The 25,771-nt window shown below is 34.3% G+C and carries 30 protein-coding genes, 1 pseudogene and 1 riboswitch; of the genes and pseudogenes, 12 read left to right on the forward strand and 19 right to left on the reverse strand.

What is annotated here, in order from left to right:
* Positions 1-65: 65 nt before the first annotated feature.
* Positions 66-275 (reverse strand): hypothetical protein, encoded by a 210-nt coding sequence (locus tag JOC75_RS09805; RefSeq protein WP_204953875.1) that lies wholly within the window; start codon positions 273-275, stop codon positions 66-68.
* Positions 262-984: a DUF421 domain-containing protein gene (locus JOC75_RS09810; RefSeq protein WP_204953876.1), complete on the reverse strand. Its 723-nt coding sequence runs from the start codon at positions 982-984 to the stop codon at positions 262-264. Before JOC75_RS09810 ends, JOC75_RS09805 begins: the two co-directional genes overlap by 14 nt.
* Before the next feature lie 154 nt (positions 985-1,138).
* On the opposite strand from JOC75_RS09810, the gene JOC75_RS09815 reads away from it, so the two are divergent.
* On the forward strand, positions 1,139-2,014 hold the full coding sequence (locus JOC75_RS09815; RefSeq protein ID WP_204953877.1) for a vanadium-dependent haloperoxidase: 876 nt from the start codon (positions 1,139-1,141) through the stop codon (positions 2,012-2,014).
* 88 nt (positions 2,015-2,102) lie between these two features.
* Here the strand turns inward: JOC75_RS09815 and JOC75_RS24240 are convergent, their stop codons facing one another.
* The gene (locus JOC75_RS24240) at positions 2,103-2,228 is read right to left on the reverse strand and encodes a hypothetical protein (RefSeq protein WP_275580289.1); all 126 of its coding nucleotides are present in this window, start codon (positions 2,226-2,228) and stop codon (positions 2,103-2,105) included.
* A gap of 178 nt (positions 2,229-2,406) precedes the next feature.
* Positions 2,407-2,757, reverse strand: coding sequence for a DUF1360 domain-containing protein (locus JOC75_RS09820; protein WP_204953878.1), 351 nt, complete (start codon positions 2,755-2,757; stop codon positions 2,407-2,409).
* Between the two features lie 297 nt (positions 2,758-3,054).
* Between JOC75_RS09820 and JOC75_RS09825 the strand changes: the two genes are divergently transcribed.
* The 5 genes from JOC75_RS09825 (at position 3,055) to JOC75_RS09845 (ending at position 5,839) form a co-directional block, all read left to right on the forward strand.
* Complete coding sequence (locus JOC75_RS09825) at positions 3,055-3,468, forward strand: spore coat protein (RefSeq protein ID WP_239589391.1); 414 nt, start codon at positions 3,055-3,057, stop codon at positions 3,466-3,468.
* 84 nt (positions 3,469-3,552) lie between these two features.
* A complete protein-coding gene (locus JOC75_RS09830; protein ID WP_204953880.1) occupies positions 3,553-3,834 on the forward strand; it encodes a hypothetical protein in 282 nt (93 codons plus the stop codon).
* A gap of 93 nt (positions 3,835-3,927) precedes the next feature.
* Entirely contained in the window at positions 3,928-4,419 is a 492-nt protein-coding gene (locus JOC75_RS09835; protein WP_204953881.1) for a spore coat protein, read from the forward strand.
* Positions 4,420-4,727: 308 nt separating this feature from the next.
* Positions 4,728-5,204, forward strand: a complete 477-nt coding sequence (locus JOC75_RS09840) for a CotY/CotZ family spore coat protein (RefSeq protein ID WP_204953882.1) — start codon at positions 4,728-4,730, stop codon at positions 5,202-5,204.
* A 224-nt stretch (positions 5,205-5,428) separates the two neighbouring features.
* Positions 5,429-5,839, forward strand: a complete 411-nt coding sequence (locus tag JOC75_RS09845) for a CotY/CotZ family spore coat protein (RefSeq protein WP_204953883.1) — start codon at positions 5,429-5,431, stop codon at positions 5,837-5,839.
* A 170-nt stretch (positions 5,840-6,009) separates the two neighbouring features.
* Here the strand turns inward: JOC75_RS09845 and JOC75_RS09850 are convergent, their stop codons facing one another.
* The gene (locus JOC75_RS09850; protein WP_204953884.1) at positions 6,010-6,570 is read right to left on the reverse strand and encodes a CotO family spore coat protein; all 561 of its coding nucleotides are present in this window, start codon (positions 6,568-6,570) and stop codon (positions 6,010-6,012) included.
* A gap of 276 nt (positions 6,571-6,846) precedes the next feature.
* Between JOC75_RS09850 and JOC75_RS09855 the strand changes: the two genes are divergently transcribed.
* Positions 6,847-7,794: an EAL domain-containing protein gene (locus JOC75_RS09855; RefSeq protein ID WP_204953885.1), complete on the forward strand. Its 948-nt coding sequence runs from the start codon at positions 6,847-6,849 to the stop codon at positions 7,792-7,794.
* Between the two features lie 123 nt (positions 7,795-7,917).
* On the opposite strand, the gene fabI is transcribed toward JOC75_RS09855, so the two are convergent.
* The 7 genes from fabI to tenI all read right to left on the reverse strand — a co-directional run bounded on the left by fabI (position 7,918) and on the right by tenI (position 13,757).
* Positions 7,918-8,691 (reverse strand): enoyl-ACP reductase FabI, encoded by a 774-nt coding sequence (gene fabI, locus JOC75_RS09860; RefSeq protein ID WP_204953886.1) that lies wholly within the window; start codon positions 8,689-8,691, stop codon positions 7,918-7,920.
* A gap of 526 nt (positions 8,692-9,217) precedes the next feature.
* Positions 9,218-10,024 (reverse strand): bifunctional hydroxymethylpyrimidine kinase/phosphomethylpyrimidine kinase, encoded by an 807-nt coding sequence (thiD, locus tag JOC75_RS09865; RefSeq protein WP_204953887.1) that lies wholly within the window; start codon positions 10,022-10,024, stop codon positions 9,218-9,220.
* A 17-nt stretch (positions 10,025-10,041) separates the two neighbouring features.
* Positions 10,042-11,058 (reverse strand): thiazole biosynthesis adenylyltransferase ThiF, encoded by a 1,017-nt coding sequence (locus JOC75_RS09870; protein WP_204953888.1) that lies wholly within the window; start codon positions 11,056-11,058, stop codon positions 10,042-10,044.
* Positions 11,058-11,831: a thiazole synthase gene (locus JOC75_RS09875; RefSeq protein ID WP_204954219.1), complete on the reverse strand. Its 774-nt coding sequence runs from the start codon at positions 11,829-11,831 to the stop codon at positions 11,058-11,060. The genes JOC75_RS09870 and JOC75_RS09875 overlap by 1 nt, the downstream gene beginning before the upstream one ends.
* Entirely contained in the window at positions 11,828-12,028 is a 201-nt protein-coding gene (gene thiS / locus JOC75_RS09880; RefSeq protein ID WP_204953889.1) for a sulfur carrier protein ThiS, read from the reverse strand. The genes JOC75_RS09875 and thiS overlap by 4 nt, the downstream gene beginning before the upstream one ends.
* A 4-nt stretch (positions 12,029-12,032) precedes the next feature.
* Positions 12,033-13,151: a glycine oxidase ThiO gene (gene thiO, locus JOC75_RS09885; RefSeq protein WP_204953890.1), complete on the reverse strand. Its 1,119-nt coding sequence runs from the start codon at positions 13,149-13,151 to the stop codon at positions 12,033-12,035.
* 6 nt (positions 13,152-13,157) lie between these two features.
* Positions 13,158-13,757: a thiazole tautomerase TenI gene (gene tenI, locus JOC75_RS09890; RefSeq protein ID WP_204953891.1), complete on the reverse strand. Its 600-nt coding sequence runs from the start codon at positions 13,755-13,757 to the stop codon at positions 13,158-13,160.
* A 157-nt stretch (positions 13,758-13,914) separates the two neighbouring features.
* Positions 13,915-14,026, reverse strand: a riboswitch (TPP riboswitch).
* A 163-nt stretch (positions 14,027-14,189) separates the two neighbouring features.
* Here tenI and JOC75_RS09895 point away from each other — a divergent pair.
* Positions 14,190-14,375 (forward strand): annotated as a pseudogene (locus JOC75_RS09895) (IS4 family transposase); the annotation flags it as partial.
* Between the two features lie 133 nt (positions 14,376-14,508).
* On the opposite strand, the gene JOC75_RS09900 reads toward JOC75_RS09895, so the two are convergent.
* Positions 14,509-14,673 carry a hypothetical protein gene (locus tag JOC75_RS09900; protein ID WP_204953892.1) on the reverse strand — a complete coding sequence of 55 codons (165 nt, stop codon included), beginning with the start codon at positions 14,671-14,673 and terminating at the stop codon, positions 14,509-14,511.
* Between the two features lie 180 nt (positions 14,674-14,853).
* Between JOC75_RS09900 and JOC75_RS09905 the strand changes: the two genes are divergently transcribed.
* A complete protein-coding gene (locus JOC75_RS09905) occupies positions 14,854-15,765 on the forward strand; it encodes a collagen-like protein (protein ID WP_239589393.1) in 912 nt (303 codons plus the stop codon).
* Positions 15,766-16,314: 549 nt separating this feature from the next.
* On the opposite strand, the gene JOC75_RS09910 is transcribed toward JOC75_RS09905, so the two are convergent.
* Both JOC75_RS09910 and JOC75_RS24245 read right to left on the reverse strand, forming a co-directional pair.
* Positions 16,315-16,530, reverse strand: coding sequence for a DNA cytosine methyltransferase (locus JOC75_RS09910; RefSeq protein ID WP_239589394.1), 216 nt, complete (start codon positions 16,528-16,530; stop codon positions 16,315-16,317).
* A gap of 15 nt (positions 16,531-16,545) precedes the next feature.
* Entirely contained in the window at positions 16,546-16,671 is a 126-nt protein-coding gene (locus tag JOC75_RS24245; protein WP_275580291.1) for a hypothetical protein, read from the reverse strand.
* A gap of 393 nt (positions 16,672-17,064) precedes the next feature.
* On the opposite strand from JOC75_RS24245, the gene JOC75_RS09915 reads away from it, so the two are divergent.
* The gene (locus JOC75_RS09915) at positions 17,065-17,553 is read left to right on the forward strand and encodes a CBO0543 family protein (RefSeq protein WP_204953895.1); all 489 of its coding nucleotides are present in this window, start codon (positions 17,065-17,067) and stop codon (positions 17,551-17,553) included.
* A 214-nt stretch (positions 17,554-17,767) separates the two neighbouring features.
* On the opposite strand, the gene JOC75_RS09920 is transcribed toward JOC75_RS09915, so the two are convergent.
* A complete protein-coding gene (locus JOC75_RS09920; protein ID WP_204953896.1) occupies positions 17,768-19,621 on the reverse strand; it encodes a monovalent cation:proton antiporter family protein in 1,854 nt (617 codons plus the stop codon).
* A gap of 167 nt (positions 19,622-19,788) precedes the next feature.
* Positions 19,789-21,156 (reverse strand): magnesium transporter, encoded by a 1,368-nt coding sequence (gene mgtE / locus JOC75_RS09925; protein WP_204953897.1) that lies wholly within the window; start codon positions 21,154-21,156, stop codon positions 19,789-19,791.
* 271 nt (positions 21,157-21,427) lie between these two features.
* Here mgtE and JOC75_RS09930 point away from each other — a divergent pair, with 271 nt between their 5' ends.
* A complete protein-coding gene (locus JOC75_RS09930; RefSeq protein ID WP_204953898.1) occupies positions 21,428-22,603 on the forward strand; it encodes an FtsW/RodA/SpoVE family cell cycle protein in 1,176 nt (391 codons plus the stop codon).
* A 320-nt stretch (positions 22,604-22,923) separates the two neighbouring features.
* Positions 22,924-23,652 carry a bis(5'-nucleosyl)-tetraphosphatase PrpE gene (gene prpE / locus JOC75_RS09935; protein ID WP_204953899.1) on the forward strand — a complete coding sequence of 243 codons (729 nt, stop codon included), beginning with the start codon at positions 22,924-22,926 and terminating at the stop codon, positions 23,650-23,652.
* A gap of 89 nt (positions 23,653-23,741) precedes the next feature.
* On the opposite strand, the gene JOC75_RS09940 is transcribed toward prpE, so the two are convergent.
* Together JOC75_RS09940 and JOC75_RS09945 are read right to left on the reverse strand one after the other, a co-directional pair.
* The gene (locus JOC75_RS09940) at positions 23,742-24,632 is read right to left on the reverse strand and encodes an RluA family pseudouridine synthase (RefSeq protein ID WP_204953901.1); all 891 of its coding nucleotides are present in this window, start codon (positions 24,630-24,632) and stop codon (positions 23,742-23,744) included.
* 315 nt (positions 24,633-24,947) lie between these two features.
* Complete coding sequence (locus JOC75_RS09945; protein ID WP_146948940.1) at positions 24,948-25,745, reverse strand: NAD kinase; 798 nt, start codon at positions 25,743-25,745, stop codon at positions 24,948-24,950.
* Positions 25,746-25,771 lie beyond the last annotated feature (26 nt).

The raw sequence follows: 25,771 nt of genomic DNA on the forward strand, positions 1-25,771 counted from the left end.
AATAAGAAAATAAACAACAAGTGGAAAACTTAATGCCTGTAATTGAAATTAACAATGTTTTTTAATTACTTATCTAGTTGATTTTTTATTAACCATTTCTCCATTTCACTTGCAGTAAATTCCATGTTCTCTTCAAAGGATTTCGCTGTTGAATCGATACTTTCCAGCTCAAAATCTTTAATCTTTAGTTTTTGATCTTCATTTCCTTGTAATCTTTCATGCTGACGATAAATATTTTGGATCCAACCATTAAATAACAGCTCAATTTTCTCCATTTTCCTTCTCCTTCTTAATTTCTAAATGGTCGTGATAATAATCTAAAAATATTCCACCAGAAGAATCAATTTGACCTAAAAAAACATCTTTCACATCTTTTTTTCTTGATTGCAGATTTTCTCTTACCCAGTCAAGACTATAGCCAGCCTCGTAAATGGTATTTTCCAAAAATGTCCCATCCGAAATAATTGTTATTGGTCTTTCATAGAATTTAACTTTTTTATTAAACATATCTTCCCATTTAACCGGTTGTTTTTCTTTTTTTAATAAAACACTTAGTTCACCATTCGTTTCAAATATAGCGAAATCTACATCTGATACTTGAAATATATCCTTTTTTCTCAGTTGCTCAAGAAGTTCATCTGCACTATACTTTTCTTTTTTCATATTTCCTTCCAATATCTTGCCATCTTGAATAAATGTTGTCGCTTTTCCTTCTACAATATCTCGGAAGCCTTTACTTTTTAACGAAAAAATTGAAATAATGAGTGGAAAAAGAGACCATATCAAAATTGAAGAAATTCCATTTACTAAATTTAATTCAATATCCATTGAAAGAGTTCCAGCAATATCCCCAACAGTTATACCAGTAATATATTCAAAAAAAGATAACTTCGATAATTGCTTTTTTCCTAAAAGCTTTGTTATTAAAAATAATCCAAAAATAATTGAGATTGATCTTATAATAACTTCAACCCACTCTGGCATCATCAACTTACTCCTTATATAGCAAATTCAAATATTTTTTAGTATACACATCACTTGTAAAATTATGTTATTTTCTTATTCTAGTGCATTTGCCTTTACCTATTGTCTATTTCTTCCATAGAGTATATTAATCGTTTATAAAGGAGGTTTATCGATGGACTATTTTAAATGGGATGAACACCCATATGCTGGTGAACGGCATGCTCCAAGAAATGGAGAAGCACCACATGCAGGCTCTTGGGTTCCATTTTTTCTAAAAAACAATGAAGATGGTACATTCTCAGATCCAAATAATCGTAAGATACGCTTGAATATCACTCATCCAGATAAAATCAATTGGGAAAAGCAATTAGTAAAGGTTGAAGACGTTCTTGAAAACATCACAAACAAGGAAATAGACATTGCTAAATACTATGGAACAGGTGTCGCAACAAAGCAATGGACACCAGTAATTGATCGACTAATAGATTCATACGGTGTGTCTGCTCCTCATGCAGCTAGAATATTAGCTATTACTGAAGCAGCAATTAACGATGCTTTCATTGTTGCCTGGGATTTAAAGTACAAATGGCTTGTTGCAAGACCAAATCAATATAACCCAAATTTAGAAACAATTCTTTGTACTCCACGTCATCCAACTTATCCTTCAGGTCATGCAACAATTGCTGGCTGTGCAGAGGAAGTCCTAAGTTACTTCTTCCCAGGAGCAAAAGGTAAAATTCATACCGTAGCTAAAACAAATGCAAAATCAAGGTTGTATGGCGGGGTTCATTTTCCTGTAGATAATGATGAAGGGCTTAAACTTGGAAGACAGCTTGGCCGTATCATAGCAAATCATGTTGGCAAGCAAGTTGATAATCGTAACCTTCCAATTGACCGTCATTATTCACGAACTAACCAAGTTGATATCAATCCACCATCAGATTATCAGCAAGTTATTCCTTATGAATTTTCTGAAGAATGTCAATCATTAGTGAAGAATGTGAATAGAACTAAGGAAATCCTGAAAAAACCAAAATTATATATATAGCTTTTTATAACACTAAAAGGACTGATCTGTTATGATCAGTCCTTTCATATAGTCTTTAGTGCTAGAAGCTAAAATAGCATTTATGACATTAAGAACGTTTCTTTTTTTTCCCGCATCCACAGCCACTTTTTTTGACTTTTTTTGGCCTTGATACAGAAACTGATTGGTTCGTGTCAGTCGTTTTAACGGAAGGATTCAAGCGAGCCTTATTCATCAAACATCCCACCTTCCTTTTCTTATATATTGATAAATCTTACCAAACTAGAGGACATTTCATTTAAGATCGTCTGTAAAGTAGGCTTTAGATATTCTGGTAGCTTAAGAGTATTGATAATTTCAGCTTCTATATCCCATTTTATGTAGCAGGGATTAATTGTTTCTAAGGTAATGGCCTAATCTATCAACTTTTTTGTTAGTGATTCAATGAGACCAGCAAATCCTGCTATAGCCAGAATCATGATAAGAATCTCTGTACCCTGTGGCCAAACCATCCATAATCCATATAAAAAAGCTGAACACCATACACCCGTACACCAGTAGCAGCTTAGTAGTTCACCAATCCATGCTTTAAGTCCTGTTCCTTTAATTTCTATATAAGTTTCAACCTCTCCTTCCTCATTCACTTCCTCAATTTCATCATGAAAAGGTTTACGTAAGAACAAGGTTATCTGATCAAACACAATAAGCCGCGTTAAACGAAAAGTAGCAAACCCAAAAAGAATAAATTGAAATCCTGTTACCATAACTTCCCACCCTTCCTTTTAGGAACTCTATATACTTATGAAAAACGAAATCACTTAAGAATATAAGACTAGCTTCTTATTTAACTTTTATGAGTTCGTCCATCAGCATTTATATGAAAAATGGGTGCTAACCTGTATGTTTGCCCCAAACAAAAGCTAGGGAATTTGCATTAACTACAAGTAAAAGGTTAGCACAAAACAAATCAGCATTTTTTCAGATACCTTTTCATGAGGATAAAAATGTTCTGTGCTTGTGCTATCCTTTTTATCTCTAATCAATGAAAGGAGTGAATGTTCATGACTACAAAAAGATGGTCAGCATTAGAAGATTGTAAGAAAGAGGAATCAACACAAGATGCTGTACAAATAAACGAAACCGTTCAAGCTTCAGAGGAGTATATATTCATTAAGGATTCTTGCAATATTGATGTCACTTCAACTGATACGCAAATTGCTGTTTCATTGCAAGCAGCGGTTCAAGTTGCAATTGCTTTAGTTATTAACCTAACAATTGCCGATAGTAATCGTGCTGAGCAAGTTACTCAACAGCTTTTACAAAGTTCAGTTATTAAACAAGTAAATAAACAAAAACTTATTATCGAAAACTCTCGCGATGTTACGATCACAACAACAGATACTGATGTAGCAATTTCTTTACAAGTGTTAATTCAAATCTTATTAGCATTGTTAGTACAAATTGACATTCTTTAAACAATAACAAGCTTATTTGAATAGACTATTTATCGCACTAGAAGGTTTTTGTTTCTGGTTCAAATGAAATGTGAGGTGAAAAAAATGTCTAATGAAAAATTAAATTTACAAGAAATCTCTTCTACAATGATGCAACTTTTCGTTCAAGATGTTTTTAACAAAAATAACATTACTGAAGAAAAGAAGAATAAATTATCTGACGAACAAAAAGCACAGCTACGTAAAGTAGTCGAAGATCTTCAAGCACAAGTTGATGAATTTGTTAAAGGATCTAAACAAAAGCAGGAAAAGGAAGAGCCTGTTGAAGAAACATCGAAAAATACAACATTACGTGACATGATTAAAAAGAAAAAGGAAGACAAATAAACCAAAAATGGTCAAAATCACCAAGACAGGTGACTTATACAAAAATGAATTTTGATCATTTAATAAAAGTAAACCGAAAGGAGGAATTAAACAATGGAAGCAAGACCATATGAATGGGTAGCCTTAGATCGTAATTCTTGTCATCCAACTGATTGTTATTCAAAAGATGAGGTGGCTGCTGTTGGAAATAACGTCAACTTCTTCAACGACGATGCAACAGTAAGTCAATCAGCTGACCAGGTTAATGAAACTGATCAAATCTCTTCTGAAACAATTATTGTTAGAGATTCTTGTGACATCACAGTTAACTCTACTGACACTCAAGTAGCTGTATCACTACAAGTAGCATTACAAGTAGCAATTGCATTAGTTATTAACTTAACAATCGCTGACAGCAACCGCGCTGAGCAAGTTACTCAACAATTATTACAACAAACTGACACAACTCAATTAAACAAACAAAAATTAATCATCGAAAACTCTCGTGATGTAAATGTGACAACAACTGATACAGATGTTGCAATTTCACTGCAAGTTTTACTACAAATCTTAATTGCATTAGTTGTAAATATCGACATCCTTTAATTAACTTAAGAAGCAGGGTATCACCCTGCTTTTTTTGTTTTCAAATACTTTGTATTGTTTTAGTTTTAAATTGTTATTTCTTTCTAAAAGATAAAGGTTTTTAGAACTACCACCCCAAAAAAACAGCCCACTTTTCTATATCTGATAGCAAATCCATCCCCTTATTCACTAGGAAAACCAGCACTCACCTAATTTCTTCCCAATGATTCTATAAGAATCTAGACGATAACCCACACACACTAGTCATTTTCCACATAGTCTGTTAAGGACTAAAGTCAAATATTTATTAAATAAGGAGATGGCTAATAATGGGTTGCAAAGATAGAAAAGACTTCGATAACAATTGTGTATGTGAAGCTGTAGAACAAATTTTAGCGGAACAAGAAGCGGTAGAAGATATCTCTTGTCCGACTAGCTGCTTCAGTAATTTATTGAATCCTGTAGCAGGTACTAAAGATACAATTCCTTTTATCTTGTTTGACAAAAAAGGTGGATTATTCAAAGCATTCGGTAATGTTGGTGGCTTCCTAGATGATATGACTTGCTTCCAATCAATCTTCTTCCGTGTTGAAGCGGTAAAAGATTGCTGTGCAACATTATCAATTCTACGTCCAGTAGACGTTGATGGAAACACAGAAAGCGTATGTAGTCCTTGTGATGAAGGATTCTTCGGTCTTGAAAAAACTGACTTCTGTATTGAAGTAGATCTTGACTGCTTCTGTGCTATTCAATGTTTATCACCAGAGCTAGTTGACCGTGTAGCTGACAATAAACACTGTCGTTAATATAACAATTTAAGACTGCTGATTAGATTCAGCAGTCTTCTCTTTTTATATTATGTGAGCAATCTTTAATTCTAAAAATACTTAAGAAAAATATCAACCTAGAATCTCCATTTATAAATTTTATTGGCACATATATCAATTCCACTAAAATAGGCTACTACCTAACACCATTTTAATAGTAATTTCTTATACTAATAGCAAGAACGTTAGTAGGAGGGAAAAATATGAAAGAAAAAGACTTGAATTGTGTATGTAGTGCTGTTGAAGATATTCTAGATCAACAAGAAGCGGTTAGTGAAAAATGCCCTACGAGTTGTTACAGTAATCTTCTTAATCCAGTGAAAACTTTAGGAGATACAATTCCCTTTATTTTGTTAACTGATAAAGGAGATCATTTTCATGCATTTGGAAATGTAGGATCAAAAAAATGCTTTAAAACAAGTTTCTTTAGAGTAGAAAACATCAATGACTGTTGTGCAACATTACGCCTATTACTACCATTAGATTGTCATGGTCATCATGCAGAAAAAATTTGTGATGTAGAAGAATTAGTAAAAACACAAAATTGTATTGAAGTTGATCTTACTTGCTTCTGTGCAATTCAATGCTTATCACCTTTGTTAGTAAGACAATAGCATCCACTGAATGAATTTTTCAGCTAGTAAAAAAAGTTAGGCACAAGAAATAGTGCCTAACTTTTTTAGTTATCACTTTCGCATACTTTTGTTGTAAGGTCGTTAATTTAAGCGGTAGCATTAAAAAAACATCAATATCCTCAAAAAAGAGCCTAGAAAAAAGACTCCTTTTAAAATCCTAATAAATTTATCGATTTAATGTTTTCAAATGGTACATCAATTGGTTTAGCATGCGTTAAAGATCTGATTGTAACAATTCGATCTTTTTCTGTCATAATAACGCCACGGTAAGTATCTTCGGTTGTTTCAATTTGACACAATGTTCTAGGCATATTTTTAGGAAGGTTTGTAAAGAACTCAATCTTTTCAGCAATATTCATTTGAGTAATAGGTTTTCTTTGTTTACGATATTGTTTAACAGTTTGCTCTTGATCTTGCTCTTCTTCACCTTGTAAGCTATTAGTTTCATTTAGTGCATTCACTTCAACATCATTTTCTTCCTCAGTTTCTGCTTCATTGTTGAGTATACTCATTTCTTCTTTGAAGGGCTCTTTTTCTAAGGTTCTAACCTGTGAATCCCCTTCAACCTGATTCGTGTCAATAACTGCTTTTGATTTTGATTTCTTAACTACAAAAGATTGCATATTCACATTAATATCTTGATTATCCGGCTGGACAATATACATTAGTGGCTTCATCTTATAATCTTTATTCTTCTGATTATTTCTCATCTCACTACCTCCAATGATAAAGATGTTCGCACACAGTATGTTATGCAGTAAAACTGGGTAATGTGCCTATTTTTTATAAGTTTCTTCTCTATAATACTTGTACTACTTTGTAGTCTGATTTTACTCAACATAATTTCGAAATAAGCTCACACATATTTGATGGCTAGTACAAAGCTAGTAATAGAATAATAAAAACTAAAATTTAACAATTAATTTACGCTACCTTAACAATTAATTGTTATTGTCGAATTACGCAGATTATTTAAGGAGATATATATGAACAATGTTAGTAGTGAACACAACAATTTAGATGCTCAATTACAAAAAGAATTCTTGAGCATACTTCATAATAGACACCTTTCCATTTACTTTCAGCCAATTGTTCATTTTCATAGCAAAAACGCAGTCTTCGGTTTTGAAGCTTTATCGAGAGGACCTGTTGATAGCTATTTTCATAGCCCCACTCGTTTGTTTCCATTTGCAGAAAATGAAGGCTTATTATACTCTCTAGAAAAGCTTGCTAGAGAACGTACCTTTGAGGAAAGTAAAGGAATACTAGAAGATAAGAAATTATTTATTAATCTAAACTCACAAGTTATTTACGATGATAAATTTAACCCTGGTCATACAATTTCTCTGTTAAAGCAATATGGACTCGATCCTAATAATGTAGTGTTTGAAATTACAGAACGGAATGCGATAAGTGACTTCGCTGCTTTTCGCAATGTGTTGCACCACTATCGTGAACAAGGATTCCAAATTGCGGTTGATGATGCTGGTGCTGGCTACTCTTCATTACAATCAATATCAGAATTGATGCCTGATTACATTAAAGTTGATCGATCTCTTGTAAGTGGAATCGATAACAATCCAGTTAAAGCCAATATATTAGAAGCATTTGTATCATTCGCCAAGAAAATGAATAGTAAAATTATTGCTGAAGGTATCGAAACAGAGGCTGAATTGAAGAAGGTCATGGATTTAGGTATTGAATATGGACAAGGCTTTTTTATTGCACGACCAAATAATCCGATTCCAACTATTAATGAAGTGGCAAAACAATGCATGAAATTAGTAAATTTAAAGCAAAGCCATAAATCAATTGTAGCTGATATTAATGATGAGATTATTATTACGCAAAATGGAATTGTCATTAGTCGTCAGCCTGCAAGCAAGTTCGTTAAAGTAAAAAAAGTACCCTTTCAATCACCAATATGTAAATGAAGGTAATATGATTTAATAAGGTAATGCTGACAGCCAAAATAAAAAGAGCGCTCGTTTTCACGTGATTTTCTAAACCACATGAAATGAGCGCTCGTTCAATTAAAAAGATTCAAGTAAAACTCATTATGCTAAAATATGATAACCAGAATCAACGTGAAGGTTTTCCCCTGTCATTCCTCTAGATAGATCACTAAATAGGAATAAAGCAGTATCTCCTACTTCTTCTGGTGTTGTTGTACGACGAAGTGGTGAGCGCTCTTCAATTTCTTTTAGAATTGAATTGAAATCACTAATACCCTTCGCTGAAAGTGTACGAATTGGACCTGCAGAAATAGAATTCACTCGGATACCGTCTTTACCAAGATCACTTGCCAAGTATCTTACACTTGCATCTAGTGAAGCTTTTGCAACACCCATAACATTGTAATTAGGTAATACACGCTCTCCACCAAGATATGTTAAGGTAACAATGCTTCCACCCTCAGTCATTAGAGATCTTGCTTCTTTAGCTACAGCTGTTAATGAGTATGAGCTAATATTATGCGCTAATAAAAAGCCATCACGTGTTGTGTTTAAATACTCTCCTTGAAGCTCTTCTTTATGAGCAAATGCGATACAATGAGCTATGCCATGTATAACACCTACTTCTTCTTTAATCTTCGTAAAGCATGTTTTAACTTCCTCATCATTTGTTACATCACAAGGTAAAACAAGTGAATCGTTTCGCTCTAGAGATTCCGCTAAATCACGAACAGATTTTTCTAATCGTTCTCCAGCATAAGTAAAGATTAACTTTGCTCCTGCATTATGTAAAGAACGTGCAATTCCCCATGCAATGCTACGTTTGTTTGCTACACCCATGACCACTATATTACGTCCACTAAGTGATAAATTCATATACAGCCTCCTAAAATTAATACATGTTATTAGTACCTGGTTATAATTATATCACTAAAAATCAAAAATCGCTATTTAGTTTATGGTACAGTTAATATTCCTTGTTTTCTCATTAATGCTAGGTACAGTGCTGTGAGTTCAATATCCATAATTGCCTTTAAATGGGTTCATATACTTAGTCTTAATATTAAATTTCAAAAAGAGGTTTTCGTTAATTTTGCTATTAAAATTTGAAGAAAAAACACAGATAAAGTCTGAAAAATTAATTATTTTAAAGTAATAAGTTCGTTTCATTTCGCTGCAGACAATTGCTTTTTTTCCGCGGGGAGGAAGTCAATTGTCTTCCGCTCCATTCCACTATAATGTATTCAATAGAGATTCCACTAAAGAAAGAAGTAAAAAAAGACTCCAATCCTTACAAATGAGGTTATGAGAAGATGCTGTCTTCTACCTATAACATTTGCACCTAGGATCAAGAGTCAGTATTATACTAGTTTAGTTTAAGTTTATTAATAATGCCCGAGAGTTACAAAGATAATTTTTTATTATATGCCCAATGATTTGTTGGGCCATGTCCATTGCCGATGCCTAATTGATCTTCAATTGCTGCTTGGATAAATGCTTTAGCTGTTGAAACAGCTTCTGATACTGATCTACCTTTACTTATTTCAGCAGTGATCGCAGCAGCATAGGTACAGCCTGTTCCATGTGTATGTTTTGTATCTTTTCTTGATCCTATAAACTCTTCAAAGTACTGCCCATCAAAAAGTAAATCAACAACTGTTTCTCTAGAAGAATCATGACCACCTTTAATGATGACATTTTTAGCACCAAGTGTATGGAGCTTTTTGGCAGCTGCTTTCCTTTGATCTAATGTCACGATCTCCATACTTGTTAAAACCTCTGCCTCAGGTATATTCGGAGTAATCACCTTAGCTAATGGTAATAATGAGGTAATTAACGCTTCTACCGCTTCTTCAAGTAGCAGAGACTGACCACCTTTAGCAACCATAACTGGATCAACGATAAGATTTTCCCAGTTATATTCTCTAACTTGCTCTGAAACTAACTGAATCATCTCTGCATTAAAAAGCATTCCTGTTTTGATTGCATGTGGATTTAAGTCTGTTGCGATTGATTGAATTTGGGTTTTTAAGGCTTCCACAGATAATGGATACACCCCTTGAACTCCTAGTGTATTTTGTGCTGTTACAGCAGTGATCGCTGTCATGCCAAATACACCAAGTTCCTGGAATGTCTTTAAATCGGCTTGAATACCTGCTCCCCCACCTGAATCAGATCCTGCTATTGTTAGTGCACGAGATACAGTCATTTATATTCCCTTCTTTCCTACCCTATATAACGATGATAAATTTTCTTTGCTTCCGCAATATCCTTTGTTCCATGAATTAATGCGCGACCATCCTTAAATAACACAATTCTATGCTCACCAAACGTAAACGACATTAAAAAAGGATTTTCTAAAAATGCGTCTGCTAGTGGCTTAACTCTTTCAGAAATTTTTTCAAAGGATATATTTTTGTTCTCACTTGGTCTAATTTGAACTGTATCTCTTCCACATAATACAGCTGCTTTTGTGCCCTTTTCAGCTGTTAAATAAGGATAAACAGGATCAGAGCCACAGGTTGGACATGCGTTATTTTTTAAACGTGTCATATTAATTGAAGAATATTGATTTTTCCATAAATCAAATGAAACAAGCTTACTTCTTCTATTTTCTTCATCACCTACAAGTAGCTTTAATACTTCTGTTGTTTGGTGTGAAGCAACCATGCTTACGATTGGCGAAATAACGCCAACTGTATCACATGTCATTCCATCAAATGGAATATGTTTCAGTAAGCAGTGTAGACAGGGTGTTTCATTTGGAATCACAGTGAAGGAAAGACCATAGCTACCAACGCAGCCACCATATATCCAAGGAATTTTATTTTTTAATGAAATATCATTTATTAGTAATCTTGTTTCAAAATTATCTGTTGCATCCACAATGACATCCACTTCTTGAACAAAATCTTCTATGTTTGTGGAAGTAACGTCTTCAACATATGCCTGTACTTCTACTTCTGAATTAATTTTTTGTAAATGTAGCTTAGCAGCAATCGCTTTTGGCATACGATTTTCTGCATCTTTTTCTATATATAGCTGTTGTCTTTGTAGGTTGCTCCATTCGACATAATCACGATCAACAAGCGTTAATTTACCAATACCTGCTCTTGCAATCATTTCTGCATTTGCTGTTCCTAATGCCCCTGCACCAACAACTAATACATGACTAGCTTTTATGTTATTTTGCCCATTTTCTCCGATTGGCGAAAAGAGCATTTGTCTTGAATAACGTTCCATTAAGTAGTAATCATTCCCTCTGTAGGACTGCTAGCAATTGCATAATCCTTTTTAGCTATTCTACCAGCTTCATAACCCATTCTTCCAGCTTCAATAGCTGTCTTCATCGCTATAGCCATTTTAACTGGATCATTTGCAGCAGAAACAGCTGTATTTAATAACACTCCATCTGCACCAAGCTCCATTGCAAGTGCGGCATCAGAAGGTGAGCCAATTCCAGCATCAATAATAACAGGTACCTTAGATTGTTCAATAATAAATGATAAGTTCAGCGGATTTAAAATGCCTTGGCCAGAACCAATTGGTGAAGCACCAGGCATTATCGCATGTACACCTAATTCTTCTAGCTTTCTAGCAAGTACTACATCATCAGAAGTATATGGCAAGACGATAAAGCCTTCTTCAAGTAGCATTTCACTTGCTTTTAGTGTTTCCACAGGATCAGGTAAGAGTGAGCGATCACAGCCAATCACCTCTACCTTTATCATGTCACACAAACCCGATGCTTTGGCAAGCTTAGCAATTCTTACTGCTTCCTCAGCTGTTTTAGCACCAGCAGTATTAGGCAGAAGCGTATATTTTGAAACATCTAGCTGTTCAAGGAAATTCGGTTGTGATTCCTCAAAAATATTCATTCGTCTTACAGCAAATGTTAGAATTTCAGATTCTGATTTTGCCACAGCTTCCTTTTGAATTTCAAATGATGGGTATTTACCTGTACCTAATAATAATCTAGACTGAAAAGTTTTGTTCGCAATTTTTAACATTGTTATCCTCCTCCTACAAAATGAACTAGCTCTATTTCATCACCATTGTTAATGATTGTTTCTTGGTATTGATCTTTTAAAATAATGTCTCGATTAAGTTCAACAATAACTAGTCGATCTTCTAGCTTGTAATAAGCTAAAAGCTGTTGAATTGTATTTACATCTGTTAATTCGATTGATTCACCATTTAATTTTATGGTCATGTTATCACCTCACTACCTTTGCTAGATTACGTGTGATGGAAAAAGCTTCTACATAGTCTTCATTTAGTTTTCTTTTTAAGATTAAATCTCTAACCAATGTCCCTGTTTTTGGTGCAAGTAAAATACCATTTCGATAATGCCCTGTTGCAAAATAAATATTTTCTCCATTTGGATGCTGACCAATATAAGGTTTACCATCATCCGTTTGTGGTCTTAATCCTGCCCATGTTTCAAGTAGCTTTGCAGATTTAATAGTTGGTAGAATCGGAGTTGTTTTTTCGATCAGCGACTGAATACCTCCAAGTGTTGGTGTTGTACTCCAATCATTTTCGACCATTGTAGCACCAACCACTAATCGACCATCACCTTTAGGAACAATATAGCAATGATCATAGAAAATCGTTTTTTCCAGACTAATATTTTCGCTAGATACAGCAAGACATTCTCCTTTAACAGGCTTGATCTTTATCTCTAAAGCAAGCTTTTTAAAGAAATAATCACTCCATACACCATTTGCAATCACAATATGACTACAATTATAAGTGCTTTGTGTTGTAGAAAGAATATACTCTTCTACACCAATTTTTTTTATCGAATGAACGGGAGAGTTTTCAACTATCACAGCACCTAGTAAACTAGCAGATTTTGAAAAAGCCGCACATACATGTTTTGGGGAAACGTGACCATCTTCTGGTATATAAAGTCCTCCCACAATTTCCTGAGAAAGATTAGGCTCCATAGCTAATACCTGCTGTTTTGAATGCCATTCTAGTGAATGATGTTCTTTATAAGCCGCTTTCAACTCATCGGCTTCTATCTCTGTAAAAGCAAGCTTATACATTCCTTTGTCAACATGCTGGATATTAATTTGTGATAAGTTAGTAAGTTCATCACTTAAGGCTTTATATTGCTGTTGACTTTCTTTAGCAAATTGAAAGAAAGCATCATTGCTTTCAAGCTCAGAATTTGCTCCTAACATACCAGCTGCAGCACTTGTTGCACCTGCTCCAACTTTATTACCTTCTAATACAACAACTGAGATATTTTCCTTAGCTAGCTGATAAGCAATAGATTGACCAATTATTCCTCCACCAATAATCCCAACATCAAATTTCGCATTCATTATGAATCACCCCTTTGCGATCGATTTTCTCAATTTCTTTAAAGCAGTATTTGGGTCATCGCTTTGCATAACATAAGACATAACTGCAATTCCCTTTAGCTTTAACCCTTTAAGTTCACTTATATTTGAAGGATCAATTCCTCCAATTGCAATAACAGGAATTTCAATTTTCTCAAGTATTTCACGTAATTGTTTTACACCTCTAGGCGCAAGATTTTGTTTTGAATTTGTCTCAAAAATATGACCAAAGATAACATAATCAGCACCAGCTTTTTCACAAATCAGAGCTTCTTCTACAGAATGAACAGAACTACCTACTCTTAATGTTGAATTAAATCTTTTCACATCCTCTATTGAGAAACTATGACCAGGTAAATGAACATTAGGGGTGTGATTTAGTATAGCAACATCAAGTCTATCATTTATGACTAATTTTTCTTTTGGAACACCTAGTGTGATTAATTTAGAAACAATATCCATCAGCTCTGATGCTGTTTTGTTTCTTTCTCGAATATGGATATAATCCACTTTTTCATGACAAATCATAATTCTCTTTACTAAATCATCGATTGATTGTTTGCCATCAGTTATTACATGTATTTCCATGATGCTCACCTAATTTATTTTATTTCAATATCTCAGCTCAAAAAACATAAACTAGTTTTAAAGCTAATAACAACATTCTTTTAGAAAAGAGTTAAGTTTTATAAATAAATGCAAAAAACCACTTTCATTGTAAGAAAGTGGTTTACATACATAAGTAATATGCCGTAATCCACTTCCCTACGCTGGTATAATCCAGATCAGGTTATGAGGGTCTTAAAGTAACACTTTAATCTCAGCCCTTGAAAATTAGGGCACCCCTAGCGGTTATCTTTATAATATTTAATTCTATCATACCAAATGATTTTTATCTTTCAAGGAAAAAGATAATTCTACAAGAAATATTATGGTTCTAATTTCAATTTTTGGTGAAAATAGCCTATAAATGTGTAGAATAAAATAATACTTTTAGTAGATATTTAACCTTTTAGCTTACAAAGCGAATGGGCGATTCAGAATCAAGTGTTTATCGTACTTTTTGTTTTTTGTCTTCATGTGCTCGTACAACTAGAAACAAAAAGCATTCGAAAAACCTTACAGATTAGTCGTTATTTAAGCGCTGCGTTATGGAAGCCATCGAATAACTGGCTTAGGAAGATTGAAGGGAAAGTCATCCCATAATGAGTAAACTGTCAATGTCATACTAGTCTAATTGTAAATTATTTTTTCTAAATGGATAGAGCCACTTTAGTTGAACATTTACTTTTTTGGCTCAAAACGTAGCAATAATTAAAACTGAAAATTCTGTAATTATTTATGCAACACTAGTGGCAAATAATACATTTATAATTTCATCTTCTTGATCTTCTATATGTTTTTCAACCCATTCTAGATTCCTAATAAGCGGTGACCAATTACCACTAGAGGTAAACCAACCCCATAGTTCTCTCACCTTTAAAGTTTCAGTTTGTGTTCTCATGGATCCAGCTGACTAAAACAAGTACTCCTCCAGATATGTTTTTTCCTTTTTAAATATAACCAAAATTATTTCTTCATAAAATAACTAATTATCTCATGTAAACTCACCCATTTAACTTATTAGCCCTGTCAGGTATGTTTTAAAAGCATATTCTATTTGTAGTGAAAGGAGTTGATAATTTTGAAAATTACTGAAAATAACTTCGGGAAAATAGGATGCTGTCCAAATTTTTCGAAAAAGAAAAAATCCTGCGATTGCCCTCCAGGACCACGAGGACCACGAGGACCACAGGGAGACATCGGACCTGCTGGGCCACGCGGGCCACGAGGAGCAAGGGGGGAAACGGGAGCTACTGGACCTCAAGGGCCTGTTGGACCTCAAGGGGAAACAGGGGCTACTGGACCTCAAGGACCTGCTGGACCTCAAGGGGAAACAGGGGCTACTGGACCTCAAGGGCCTGTTGGACCTCAAGGGGAAACAGGGGCTACTGGACCTCAAGGGCCTGTTGGACCTCAAGGGGAAACAGGGGCTACTGGACCTCAAGGGCCTGTTGGACCTCAAGGACCTGCTGGACCTCAAGGGGAAACAGGGGCTACTGGACCTCAAGGGCCTGTTGGACCTCAAGGGGAAACGGGGGCTACTGGACCTCAAGGGCCTGCTGGAGGAGTATTAGCGTTTGCAGATTTTTATGCTTTGATGCCTCCAGATAATGTAGCAACAGTTGCTATCGGTGGAGATGTAGATTTTCCGCAAGATGGACCTATTAGTGCTAATGGACTAATTGCCCGCGCTAGTGCTGATACATTTAACTTGGCTGAAATTGGCACTTATCAGGTTTTGTTTCAAGTAAGTGTCACCGAAGCTGGTCAGTTGGTCTTAACTATCAATGATGTTGAACTACCCTATACGGTGGTCGGGCGTGCAACTGGAACTTCTCAGATAGTTGGAATAGCTCTTGTGACAACTTCAACCATCAATTCAATACTAACTGTCCGAAATCCTGCTGACAATTCCACAGCACTAACCATCACTCCTCTCGCTGGAGGAACAGAGCCTGTTTCAGCACACCTTGTTATCACGCGACTCGAATAAAAATAACATGATGTAGTAGCGGGGTTATTTTGAGACCCCTAAGAAGTCTTTACCCTCGGAATAAATAAATACAATTTTGCTTTGCTTATTTTGTTCATATCCACACTTTCGCTTATAACATAGTTTATTTGTTAATTATATGTAATAGGCATTGAAAAAGGATCTTCATATTCGAAGATCCCCTCTTTTATTGATTATTAAATTGACGCACCCGTAATATATAACACGACAAAGAATTTAACCCTTTACATACACAGTGCAAAAGTAGTAGTGAAACAAAGCAGGATAAATGATAAAATACTTGATCCAGAATGGGTAAGATTGTTTTTAGATGTTATAATCATCTGAAACTGAATAATGACAGGTCTTTTTTATTACAAGTTTCCTTAGATTACGCAGCAAAGTATCTTTTAATTTCTTCGACAATTCCAAGAACATTCTCGACAATGTACACTTCCGGTTGTGCTAAAGCTACATGTCTAGAGAAGTGTAGGAATAAACATCACCTGTTCTTGTGCCAGAAATATCAGCAATACGACTGTATTTATTTCAAGGGAAAGTGCCGATATAAACATCTGCATCTTGTTGATCTAGCATAGTGATCTTTGTAATATCAGTTTCATCCACTTTATGGTTAAAGTTCATCCTTAACGTTTCCCATCCGACTTTATCTATTTCGAGGGATTCAAGAACATCTATCCCTGACTCGTTCATTCCTAGATCCATTCCTCCAGCACCACTAAGATAACTTTTTGCTGTTATCATTTTCCCTTCTCCTGTCTAACTCTTTCTGGGCGTATTCTTTTTCCCAATCACTGTATTTTTCTTTATAATTACCCATTGCAGCTGAGAATCATCCATAACAATTAGATTCTGAAGAAAAAGTTTACTGAGTCTGTCTTGCATCTTTTCCTCCTCCAGTTTTTAAGGAACTATGTATCAACTTCTAAACAATGATCACAACATCATTCGCAATAAAGCCAAACTTCATGATCAAATAAAAATACTTCTTTTCCACACCTACCACAGTTTCCTGTTCTGTGTTTTATTAATACTTCAGCGAATGAGGTATTATAAATAATCATAGCCATGCATTTTCACTCCTTCGTAATTTCCATCAATTCTATATATTCTTAAGTCAGAAATAAGCAACTTTCATTGTTCCAGAAAAACGCCCGATTACGGAAGATCCACTCTCTATTGAATAGTATTCTTGAAATACGACATAAACAGAGAATAATTTCTCCGAGATTAGGTAACATATTATTAACTTAAATAAGATTATCGGAAGGACAATTTATGAATAAATTTGAAAAATATACGCTTAGATTTTTGTTGATATTTGGTTTAGTTTCTTTTTTTAATTTAATGAGAAAAACTCCAGTTAAAGACTGGATGCTTATTTTTTTATTTAAAGGATATCTCTCCTCAATTCTAGATCAGTTACTTGCAAAAAAAGGCTATATTTCTTATCCAGTTAAGTTATTCAAGTTGTTTGATATTAGTTTTATATTCGATTACTTGCTCTACCCTATCGCCTGCGTATATTATAATCAAGTAACAAAATCATCCAATTTACTTGCAGTTTTTATGAAGTCACTTTACTTTAGTGTACCAATGACTTTAGTGGAACATTTTTTTGAAACTAGAACAAGTTTGATAAAATTTAAAAAAGGCTGGAGTTCCTTTACTAGTTTTTATACGATAACAATTACATTTTTGATATCTAGAACTTTTATAGCCATTATTAGAAAATCCCCGAATACACAAGTTCCTGAAAATAAATAGGAACTTGTTTTATGTCGTAATTATTGTCTACTACGTCATAAAAAAGTTACTCCACAATCACCTGTTTGTTGAATAAAAAAAATCCTGCATTTCAATGCAGGATTTTTAATTAATTTCACTTGAAACAATCAAACTACGTTCAAAATGACTTACTGTATATAAAAACAAATTCACTAATACTTTTAGTGCTAAGGTATATGTCAACACTAAAAATTTAATAATTAAACTCTAGCTCTTGGCGTAACTCATTCACATATTCTCTTGAACCTGTCACAATCAAACGATCCCCAAGCTTCAAGTCTGTGTCTCCATGTGGTACAAGTGAATCTTTCCCTCTAAAGATACGTACAAAGATAATATCTCCAGTAAACGGGAAATTACGTAATAGGATATTATCATATTTCGCATTATTTAAATTAATTTGGTAAAGTGTTGTTTCTTGATTTGTTAAAATTCTCATAACACTTGGTGCTTCAATGAGTGCGCGTAGCATTGTTTTTGTCGAAAGCAGTGTGGAGAAAATATCAATACCCTTATCCTTAAGCTTTGCTCCCAAATCTGGAGAAGCTACACTTGCAATCACGCGTTCAACTTCCTGCTCTTTAGCAAACAATGCAATCTCTGCATTTCTATCTTCATTTCCAGTCGCAACGACAATTAAATCTACATCAAATGCATTTTGTTCTTTTAAAGTATCTAAATTAAAGTCTATAACTTCTCGGATATCAAAAAGCGATTGTGATATTTGCTTATCTATTTTATCTTGATGTACATGATAAACTGTTGTTTCATAAAGCTCTGGATTTAACTCTCTTGTAACTGGTAATGACATTTGGTTTGCGCCAATAAAGGAAACCTTGATCTTCGTTTGCTCTGATTCACTTTTTGGAAAAAGCTTTTTAAAGAAGATTGGCGTGACTATACTTGTAATTACAGCTACTAAAATGAGCGCTCCTGACATTTCTGATGTAATAATCTCCATTCTTTCACCAATAGTCGCAGCAGCAATAACCAATGAAAGAGTCGAAGTTAGAAGGAAACCAGAAGCTAATGTTGTTTTTAAGTCATACCATCTTCTTAGATATAAGATTGGTACTATTTTCGAAATTAATAATGCTATAAATAATAACGGAATTAACAAGAAGATATTTGGGTCTTTAAACAATGCCCAAATGTCTAGCTCTACCCCTACCATTACAAAGAATATCGGAATAAGAAAACCATAACCGAAAGAATCAAGCTTCTGAACCATTTCTTTATTTGGTGATAATAATGAAACAAGTACACCTGCTAAGAAAGCACCTAGAATATTCTCTGCTCCAATTGTTTCAGAAATGGCTACTAAGAGGATGATTAATGTAAATACTGCTCTTGTACCGATTTGAATCGTTCCTTTAGACATCGTTTCAATAAAGGATCGATTTTTAAAGGTTTTACCTAAGAAGTACAGCGCTACACCAGCTCCAAAGAGAATTAATAATAGCCATGTATTATTATCTCCCCCGCCATATATCGATGCAAAAACGGCTAAAAGAATCATTGTTACTAAATCTGCTACTACCGCAACAAGTAAAATAATTTGCCCAATATTAGATTTCATTATTTGGGCATCTTTTAAGGTTGGTACAACAACACCTAGTGAAATTGTTGAAATGATTAGTGTCATTAAAAAGGCATTATCCATTAAACCTATCCAAACAAACCCATATGAAAGTAATAATGATAATGCAAATATGCCACTAAATACTACGAGAGATACTACAAACGCATTAGGGACATCTTTCCCTGAAGGCAGTTTTTCCTTCTTTTTACCTCCTGCAAATGCAGTAAAATCAATTTCTAATCCACTTAAAAACATAAGAAAAATAAATCCTAGTAGTGAAAGTGTTTCTAGCCACATATCTTGATGAACAACATCGAAACCACTTTTACCAATTATAAGTCCTACAATTATTTCAGCCACAACCACCGGCATAAAATTCATTTTCAAGCGGTGCAGTAAAATGGGTGTTAAAAATGCAGCTAAAATGACTATAACTAATGAAGTAACGGATGCTCCGTGCATCATATCCCTCCTTTATATAAATAAGTATTGATTATATTCATTTGTTTATTGATTTAGCTCTTGAGTATGCATAATCTATACAATAAGCATATATAAAATGCTTTGAATTTTGTATTTATATGCTTCAATATTGTCTATAATTTCTACATAAGTCAAATAGGATGTATTGTTTAAATTAAATATTGCATAAATAAAGTAGCTAAACCAAAATAAATTAAGATACTGAGAATATCATTGATTGTTGTGATAAATGGTCCAGAAGCAACAGCAGGGTCAACCTTTAAACGATGCATAATTAGTGGGATGAAGGCACCAGCTATTGTTGCTACGATTAATGTCGCTAGAATCGATATCCCAACAAGAGTACCTAAGAAAATATCTCCTTGCCATATAAACACAACTAAGGTTACGACAAACCCACAAATAGTTCCAGTAATTACCCCTGTTCCAGCTTCTCGAATAATTAACTTCCCTAGAGTTTGATCTTGCGTATCACCAACAGATATTCTTCTAACCGCTACTGCTAAAGCCTGTGTACCCGTATTTCCAGCCATACCAGCTATTAATGGAATAAAGACGGCAAGCATCGCAACCTTGTCTAATGTCTCTTCAAATCTTCCAATTAAACTCGCAGTGAACATCCCTAAAAATAACAAAATGATTAACCAAGGTAATCTAGATTTTGCTGCAGAAAATGGTCCACGATCCTGTGAATCGACATCTGAAACAGCCGCAAGCCTTGAGTAATCTTCACTTGCTTCTTCATCGATAACATCAACTATATCATCGACAGTAATAATTCCAAGTAAGTGATCTCTAAAATCAACAACAGGAAGTGCTAAGAAATTATAGTCCTTCATCTTTCTAGCTACTTCTTCTTGATCAACAGCAACAGTAACTGAATATACACGCTCGTTCATTATTTCGGAAATCATTGTATCAGGTTCATTTATGATTAAATCTCTCAATGATATGACCCCAACAAGTTTTTTATCCTCATCTATTACAAAAACATAATAAATGGTTTCTGCATTTGGAGCTTCATTCTTTAGAATTTGCATAGCAGAATGAACAGTTTGATTCGCATGTATTGCGATATACTCCGTCGTCATGATACTACCGGCAGTATATTCCTCATAATGAAGCAGCTCTCGGATTTCTTCAGCTGCATCATCGTCCATGATGGTTAAGTAATTAGCAACTTGATCTTTATCTAGTTCATTTAAAACATCAACAGCATCATCGGCATACATCTGTGCCAACATTTGTGCAGCAAAAGTGGGATCCATTTCAGATAAATATGTCTCATATTGATCATCTTCATCTTCAATATTCTCAAATACAGCAGCCATTTCTTCTGGAGATAAAAAATGATATACTATTAAGCGATCGTGATCTTCTAATCTCACAAAGAACTTTGCTTGGTCATATGGATGCTGTTCTAAAAAGATTTCCCGAAATTGATCCATATTATTTTCGGAAATTGCGGTTAATAATGTTCCTTCTTCAAGTTCAAGTTTTTCTCTCTCCTCTGACATGATAGCTCCTCCTCTCAGGTGCCATTTTAGTGAATAACCCAGACAATTCTATATATGTTTCGCCAATTTTATCTATAATTCATCATATTGTGCTACTTATCACAAATACTATAATATTCTATAAGTAATGAATGAAGCAATAAAATCGAAAGTGTTCTTCAAGAAAATTTCTTCTATATTCTTTGCAAATCGTTCACAATAAATTAAGATGGTTAATGATACAATGAGTTAGTACAAAATTTCAAGTTTCTAGATTAGAAAGGGATCTCCAATGACAAACGAAAAATCCCCTCAGCAGCAAATAGATTATACGTTAATATTCATCTTATTTTTATTGGCAATTGTTAGTACACTTGCTATAAATAGTGCAGAATCTACACTTCCTGAAGTGTTACAAGGTATTAACTTTTCAATGAAACAAATACAATGGTATATCATCGGTTCAATGGCCGTTGTTGTAACAATGCTAATTGATTATGATCGCTTTAGACAATTATCATGGTACTTATATGGCTTCGGATTGCTCTTATTATTAGGACTAGAAGTATTACCTGAAGGTATTGTTCAAACCATTAAAGGTGCAACAAGTTGGTATAGACTTGGACCACTTGGTAACTTCCAACCTTCAGAGTTAATGAAGATTATTATGATCATTGTGTTGAGTAAGGTTATTGCTGACCATCGTGAAAAGTATCCTAATAATACTGTTGGTGATGACTTTTTACTTATAGGTAAATTGGCTGCTACTGCTGCACCACCGGTACTTTTATTAGTGAGACAGCCAGATATGGGAATGACGATGGTGATATGTGCGATTATGGCCTCACTCATCTTAATATCTGGAATAAAATGGAAAATTATTTTACCAGCCCTTTTTACTGCATTGTTTTCTGTTGGCGCCTTTCTGCTTATCTTTTTCAAATTCCCTGACTTTTTCCTTAAATATATTTTACGAGGTGAAGTCTACCAGTTAAACAGATTTTACGGCTGGCTAAACCCCTATGAATATTCAGGAGAGCAAGGGTTTCAACTAGTAAAATCACTTATGGCAATTGGATCAGGGCAGCTCGATGGTAAAGGTTATCAAAACCTTGAGGTATATTTACCAGAAGCACACACTGATTTTATCTTTGCTGTTATCTCAGAACAATTCGGTTTTATCGGGGGAAGTGTTGTAATCTCACTTTTCTTCTTATTAATATACAGAATGATTCATATTGCATTAGAAAGCAATGATCCATTTGGTAGCTACTTATGTACAGGAGTTATTGGAATGATCACGTTTCAGGTGTTCCAAAATGTCGGTATGACAATTGGACTCCTACCTATTACTGGTTTACCACTACCATTTGTAAGCTATGGCGGGAGTTCATTGGCAACCTATATGGTCGCTATTGCTATTGTTCTTAATGTTCGATCACGAACACGAAAATATATGTTTGATTAAAAATGGTAATGCTTAAGTAAATAGAGATACAACAGTACTTGATCAAACAACATGCAGGAAAGAGTGAAATTTAACCGAATTGTGCTTAAATTTATACTTTGTCATTACAATGGGTACCTTATTTAAAATAGGGTACTTTTTTTGTTAATCTTTTTAAACCAATAATTACGGTCAGATTTACATAAACTATAAAGCTTCTTCATGATAGATAATCAACTATATAAGAAAAAATGAATATCAGACTTAAACAGTGTCTTATATCGTCAGTTTACTAACTGTAAAATAGCTAAAAACAAACCTTATAATAAGAGGTGAAAAAAATGAAAGTCGATGTGATAGGAGATATTCATGGTTGTTTTGATGAATTTGAAGAGTTAACACTGCAATTAGGATATGATTGGTCAACAGGGATCCCTTTGCACCCTAAAAATCGTATGCTTTCCTTTGTCGGTGATTTAACAGATCGTGGACCTAATTCTATAAAAGTAATTGAAATAGTTTGTCGTCTTATTAAAGAGAATAAAGCATTTTATTCTCCAGGAAACCATTGTAATAAGCTTTATCGTTACTTTCTTGGTAATAAGGTACAGATCACACATGGACTTGAAACAACTGTTGCTGAATTTGAACAGCTTCCTACTGATAAGCAAAAAGAGATCAAATCTGGATTTATTGCTCTTTATGAAAATTCTCCTTTGTATCAAAATCTAGATACTGGGAAGTTAATTGTTGCACATGCGGGGATTCGAGATGATTATATCGGGAAAAACAGTAATTCTGTTAAAACATTTGTTCTTTATGGTGATATTACTGGCGAGAAAAATCCTGATGGTACTCCGGAAAGACGTGATTGGGCTAAGCATTATAAAGGAAAAGCAATGATTGTTTATGGTCACACACCCGTTAAAACTCCAAAACGAACGAATAAAACAATTAATATTGATACAGGTGCTGTATTTGGAAACAAGCTTACAGCCTATCGCTATCCTGAGGATGAAGTTATATCTGTTGAATCTACATTACCTTATGTTACTGAGAGAATAAAGTAAAAAGGTACAAATAACGTAGCCTGCCTTTCAAGTTTTTTTTCATATGAACGTCAGGCTACATTTATTTTCTTTAGTAAATGTATCGCAAATCACTTTAAAAGTTGCTTCATATCATAAGGCATTTCTGAATGAAAGTCTAAGCTTTTTTCTAAGATAGGATGCCAAAAAGTAAGCTGTGAGCTATGAAGTGCTTGTCTATTTATTTCTGTATCATTTCCCCTATATAGTGTATCTCCACATAAAGGATGACCAATAGATGAAAGGTGAACACGAATTTGATGGGTTCTCCCTGTATCAAGAACTAATTGAATATGAGTTTTATCATTCATTGATTTTAGTATATGAAAATGTGTAATAGCTTCTTGACCTAATTCAGTAACTTCTCTTTCAATAATACTATCTTTTTTTCGACCAATGCGGCTTGATATTGTCCCTTGGTGCTCTGTCATAACTCCTTCTACAACAGCTTCATATGTACGGTGAATTTCCTTCTTCTTTTGCTGCTCTGAAAATAATGAATGAGCATATCTATGCTTTGCTACTAGCATTAATCCTGAAGTGTCTTTATCTAATCGATTCACAATATGTATCGTTGATAATATCTCCCTTTTTTCGTAGTAATGAATCAATCCATTTGCAAGAGTTCCTCTCTCAAGGTTTCTTGAAGGAATAGAGGGAACATGTGGTGGCTTATTTATAACAAGACAATGTTCATCTTCATAAACAATTGTAAAAGGAACTTGATCATCAGGCTCTAAGCCATGACCCTTTATTTCCTCTGGAAAAATAACAATCAGCTTGTCATGTTCTTTTAATTTATATCTAACGGTAATATGTTCGGAATTAACCAAAATATCACCACCATTAAATTTAATATCTGTTAATGCCCTTTTAGAAATTTTCTTTTCTTTTAAAAAATCCGATACAGCTATTCCTTCAAACTGCTTACCTATTTTCCACTCAAGTTGAAATGGTGACATGTTCTTTACCTACCTGTTTTAGCTTTTGTTATTTTTAATGTTCTATAATTTTTAGGGGTTACTTTGAGTTATTAGCAGGATCTAAAACTCAAGTCGAAGCAGTGGTGGATTCATTTCATCACTATGGTGTTTCTATGAACATAGGAGGATATCTTCATGTGCACTGAGGACGATTTGTTTTACATTGAAAAAATGATCCTAGAGCGGTAATGAACCGCTCACAGCACCATTTCTAAGATCCATAAGACCAACACAAGATTAAACACTAATTTAAATTGCTTTTTCTCATTATTGTGATAAATCACTCTATATCTTTTACATATCTCCGACAAAAGAATCACGTACTCTTTTCCAAAATGGAAAAGGCTTAAAGCGAGCAAAGCGAACATTTTCATTCGCGACACGACATTGAATGGATTTTACATCTTTATGCAAAAGAGTTAAATGGTCGATCGTTATTTGAAAATCAACATCATTTACTGGCTTCAGCATACATGTGTGATGCTCTGGCAAAATAAGTGGTGATCCTATTGTACGAAAAACTCGATTATTAATCGATGCCATTTCCGCCAGCTGAACCGCACGTAAAGAAGGATGTAATATCGCCCCACCTAATGCTTTGTTATATGCAGTACTTCCAGATGGGGTTGAAATACATAAGCCATCTCCACGAAATGTTTCAAACGCCTGTCCTTTAATTTCAACATCCATCACAAGAGTACCTTCAATACTTTTTACCGTACATTCATTTAATGCTAAATATCTTGCTTCTCTTCCACCATCATTATGGCGAATAATCACTTCTAATATTGGGTATTCAACAACTTGATAAGGTGTTTTTGCAATGGCAATAACAAGCTTCTCAATTTCATCAGGAACCCAATCCGCATAAAAACCCAGATGCCCAGTATGAACCCCTATAAAAGCAGTTTTATCTAACCTGCTTCTATATCGATGAAAAGCATATAAAAGGGTACCGTCACCTCCAACAGAAATGACAATATCTGGACAATCCTCATCATAATCTAGTTGAAAATCCAACAAATAGGTTTTCATTTTTTGCATTATAGAATTTGAAACTGGATCACCCTTTGATGAAATTGCGAATTTCATACAATATTACCCCTTTATAAAAGATT

The sequence above is a fragment of the Metabacillus crassostreae genome (assembly GCF_016908395.1).
Lineage (GTDB): Bacteria > Bacillota > Bacilli > Bacillales > Bacillaceae > Metabacillus > Metabacillus crassostreae.

Excerpts from the sequence above, each read along its gene's own strand:
- JOC75_RS09805 (WP_204953875.1), bottom strand. The coding sequence starts at position 275 with ATGGAGAAAATTGAGCTGTTATTTAATGGTTGGATCCAAAATATTTAT.
- JOC75_RS09810 (WP_204953876.1), bottom strand. The coding sequence starts at position 984 with ATGCCAGAGTGGGTTGAAGTTATTATAAGATCAATCTCAATTATTTTT.
- JOC75_RS09815 (WP_204953877.1), top strand. The coding sequence starts at position 1,139 with ATGGACTATTTTAAATGGGATGAACACCCATATGCTGGTGAACGGCAT.
- JOC75_RS24240 (WP_275580289.1), bottom strand. The coding sequence starts at position 2,228 with ATGAATAAGGCTCGCTTGAATCCTTCCGTTAAAACGACTGACACGAAC.
- JOC75_RS09820 (WP_204953878.1), bottom strand. The coding sequence starts at position 2,757 with ATGGTAACAGGATTTCAATTTATTCTTTTTGGGTTTGCTACTTTTCGT.
- JOC75_RS09825 (WP_239589391.1), top strand. The coding sequence starts at position 3,055 with ATGACTACAAAAAGATGGTCAGCATTAGAAGATTGTAAGAAAGAGGAA.
- JOC75_RS09830 (WP_204953880.1), top strand. The coding sequence starts at position 3,553 with ATGTCTAATGAAAAATTAAATTTACAAGAAATCTCTTCTACAATGATG.
- JOC75_RS09835 (WP_204953881.1), top strand. The coding sequence starts at position 3,928 with ATGGAAGCAAGACCATATGAATGGGTAGCCTTAGATCGTAATTCTTGT.
- JOC75_RS09840 (WP_204953882.1), top strand. The coding sequence starts at position 4,728 with ATGGGTTGCAAAGATAGAAAAGACTTCGATAACAATTGTGTATGTGAA.
- JOC75_RS09845 (WP_204953883.1), top strand. The coding sequence starts at position 5,429 with ATGAAAGAAAAAGACTTGAATTGTGTATGTAGTGCTGTTGAAGATATT.
- JOC75_RS09850 (WP_204953884.1), bottom strand. The coding sequence starts at position 6,570 with ATGAGAAATAATCAGAAGAATAAAGATTATAAGATGAAGCCACTAATG.
- JOC75_RS09855 (WP_204953885.1), top strand. The coding sequence starts at position 6,847 with ATGAACAATGTTAGTAGTGAACACAACAATTTAGATGCTCAATTACAA.
- fabI (WP_204953886.1), bottom strand. The coding sequence starts at position 8,691 with ATGAATTTATCACTTAGTGGACGTAATATAGTGGTCATGGGTGTAGCA.
- thiD (WP_204953887.1), bottom strand. The coding sequence starts at position 10,024 with ATGACTGTATCTCGTGCACTAACAATAGCAGGATCTGATTCAGGTGGG.
- JOC75_RS09870 (WP_204953888.1), bottom strand. The coding sequence starts at position 11,058 with ATGGAACGTTATTCAAGACAAATGCTCTTTTCGCCAATCGGAGAAAAT.
- thiS (WP_204953889.1), bottom strand. The coding sequence starts at position 12,028 with ATGACCATAAAATTAAATGGTGAATCAATCGAATTAACAGATGTAAAT.
- thiO (WP_204953890.1), bottom strand. The coding sequence starts at position 13,151 with ATGAATGCGAAATTTGATGTTGGGATTATTGGTGGAGGAATAATTGGT.
- tenI (WP_204953891.1), bottom strand. The coding sequence starts at position 13,757 with ATGGAAATACATGTAATAACTGATGGCAAACAATCAATCGATGATTTA.
- JOC75_RS09900 (WP_204953892.1), bottom strand. The coding sequence starts at position 14,673 with ATGAGAACACAAACTGAAACTTTAAAGGTGAGAGAACTATGGGGTTGG.
- JOC75_RS09910 (WP_239589394.1), bottom strand. The coding sequence starts at position 16,530 with ATGATAACAGCAAAAAGTTATCTTAGTGGTGCTGGAGGAATGGATCTA.
- JOC75_RS24245 (WP_275580291.1), bottom strand. The coding sequence starts at position 16,671 with ATGCAAGACAGACTCAGTAAACTTTTTCTTCAGAATCTAATTGTTATG.
- JOC75_RS09915 (WP_204953895.1), top strand. The coding sequence starts at position 17,065 with ATGAATAAATTTGAAAAATATACGCTTAGATTTTTGTTGATATTTGGT.
- JOC75_RS09920 (WP_204953896.1), bottom strand. The coding sequence starts at position 19,621 with ATGATGCACGGAGCATCCGTTACTTCATTAGTTATAGTCATTTTAGCT.
- mgtE (WP_204953897.1), bottom strand. The coding sequence starts at position 21,156 with ATGTCAGAGGAGAGAGAAAAACTTGAACTTGAAGAAGGAACATTATTA.
- JOC75_RS09930 (WP_204953898.1), top strand. The coding sequence starts at position 21,428 with ATGACAAACGAAAAATCCCCTCAGCAGCAAATAGATTATACGTTAATA.
- prpE (WP_204953899.1), top strand. The coding sequence starts at position 22,924 with ATGAAAGTCGATGTGATAGGAGATATTCATGGTTGTTTTGATGAATTT.
- JOC75_RS09940 (WP_204953901.1), bottom strand. The coding sequence starts at position 24,632 with ATGTCACCATTTCAACTTGAGTGGAAAATAGGTAAGCAGTTTGAAGGA.
- JOC75_RS09945 (WP_146948940.1), bottom strand. The coding sequence starts at position 25,745 with ATGAAATTCGCAATTTCATCAAAGGGTGATCCAGTTTCAAATTCTATA.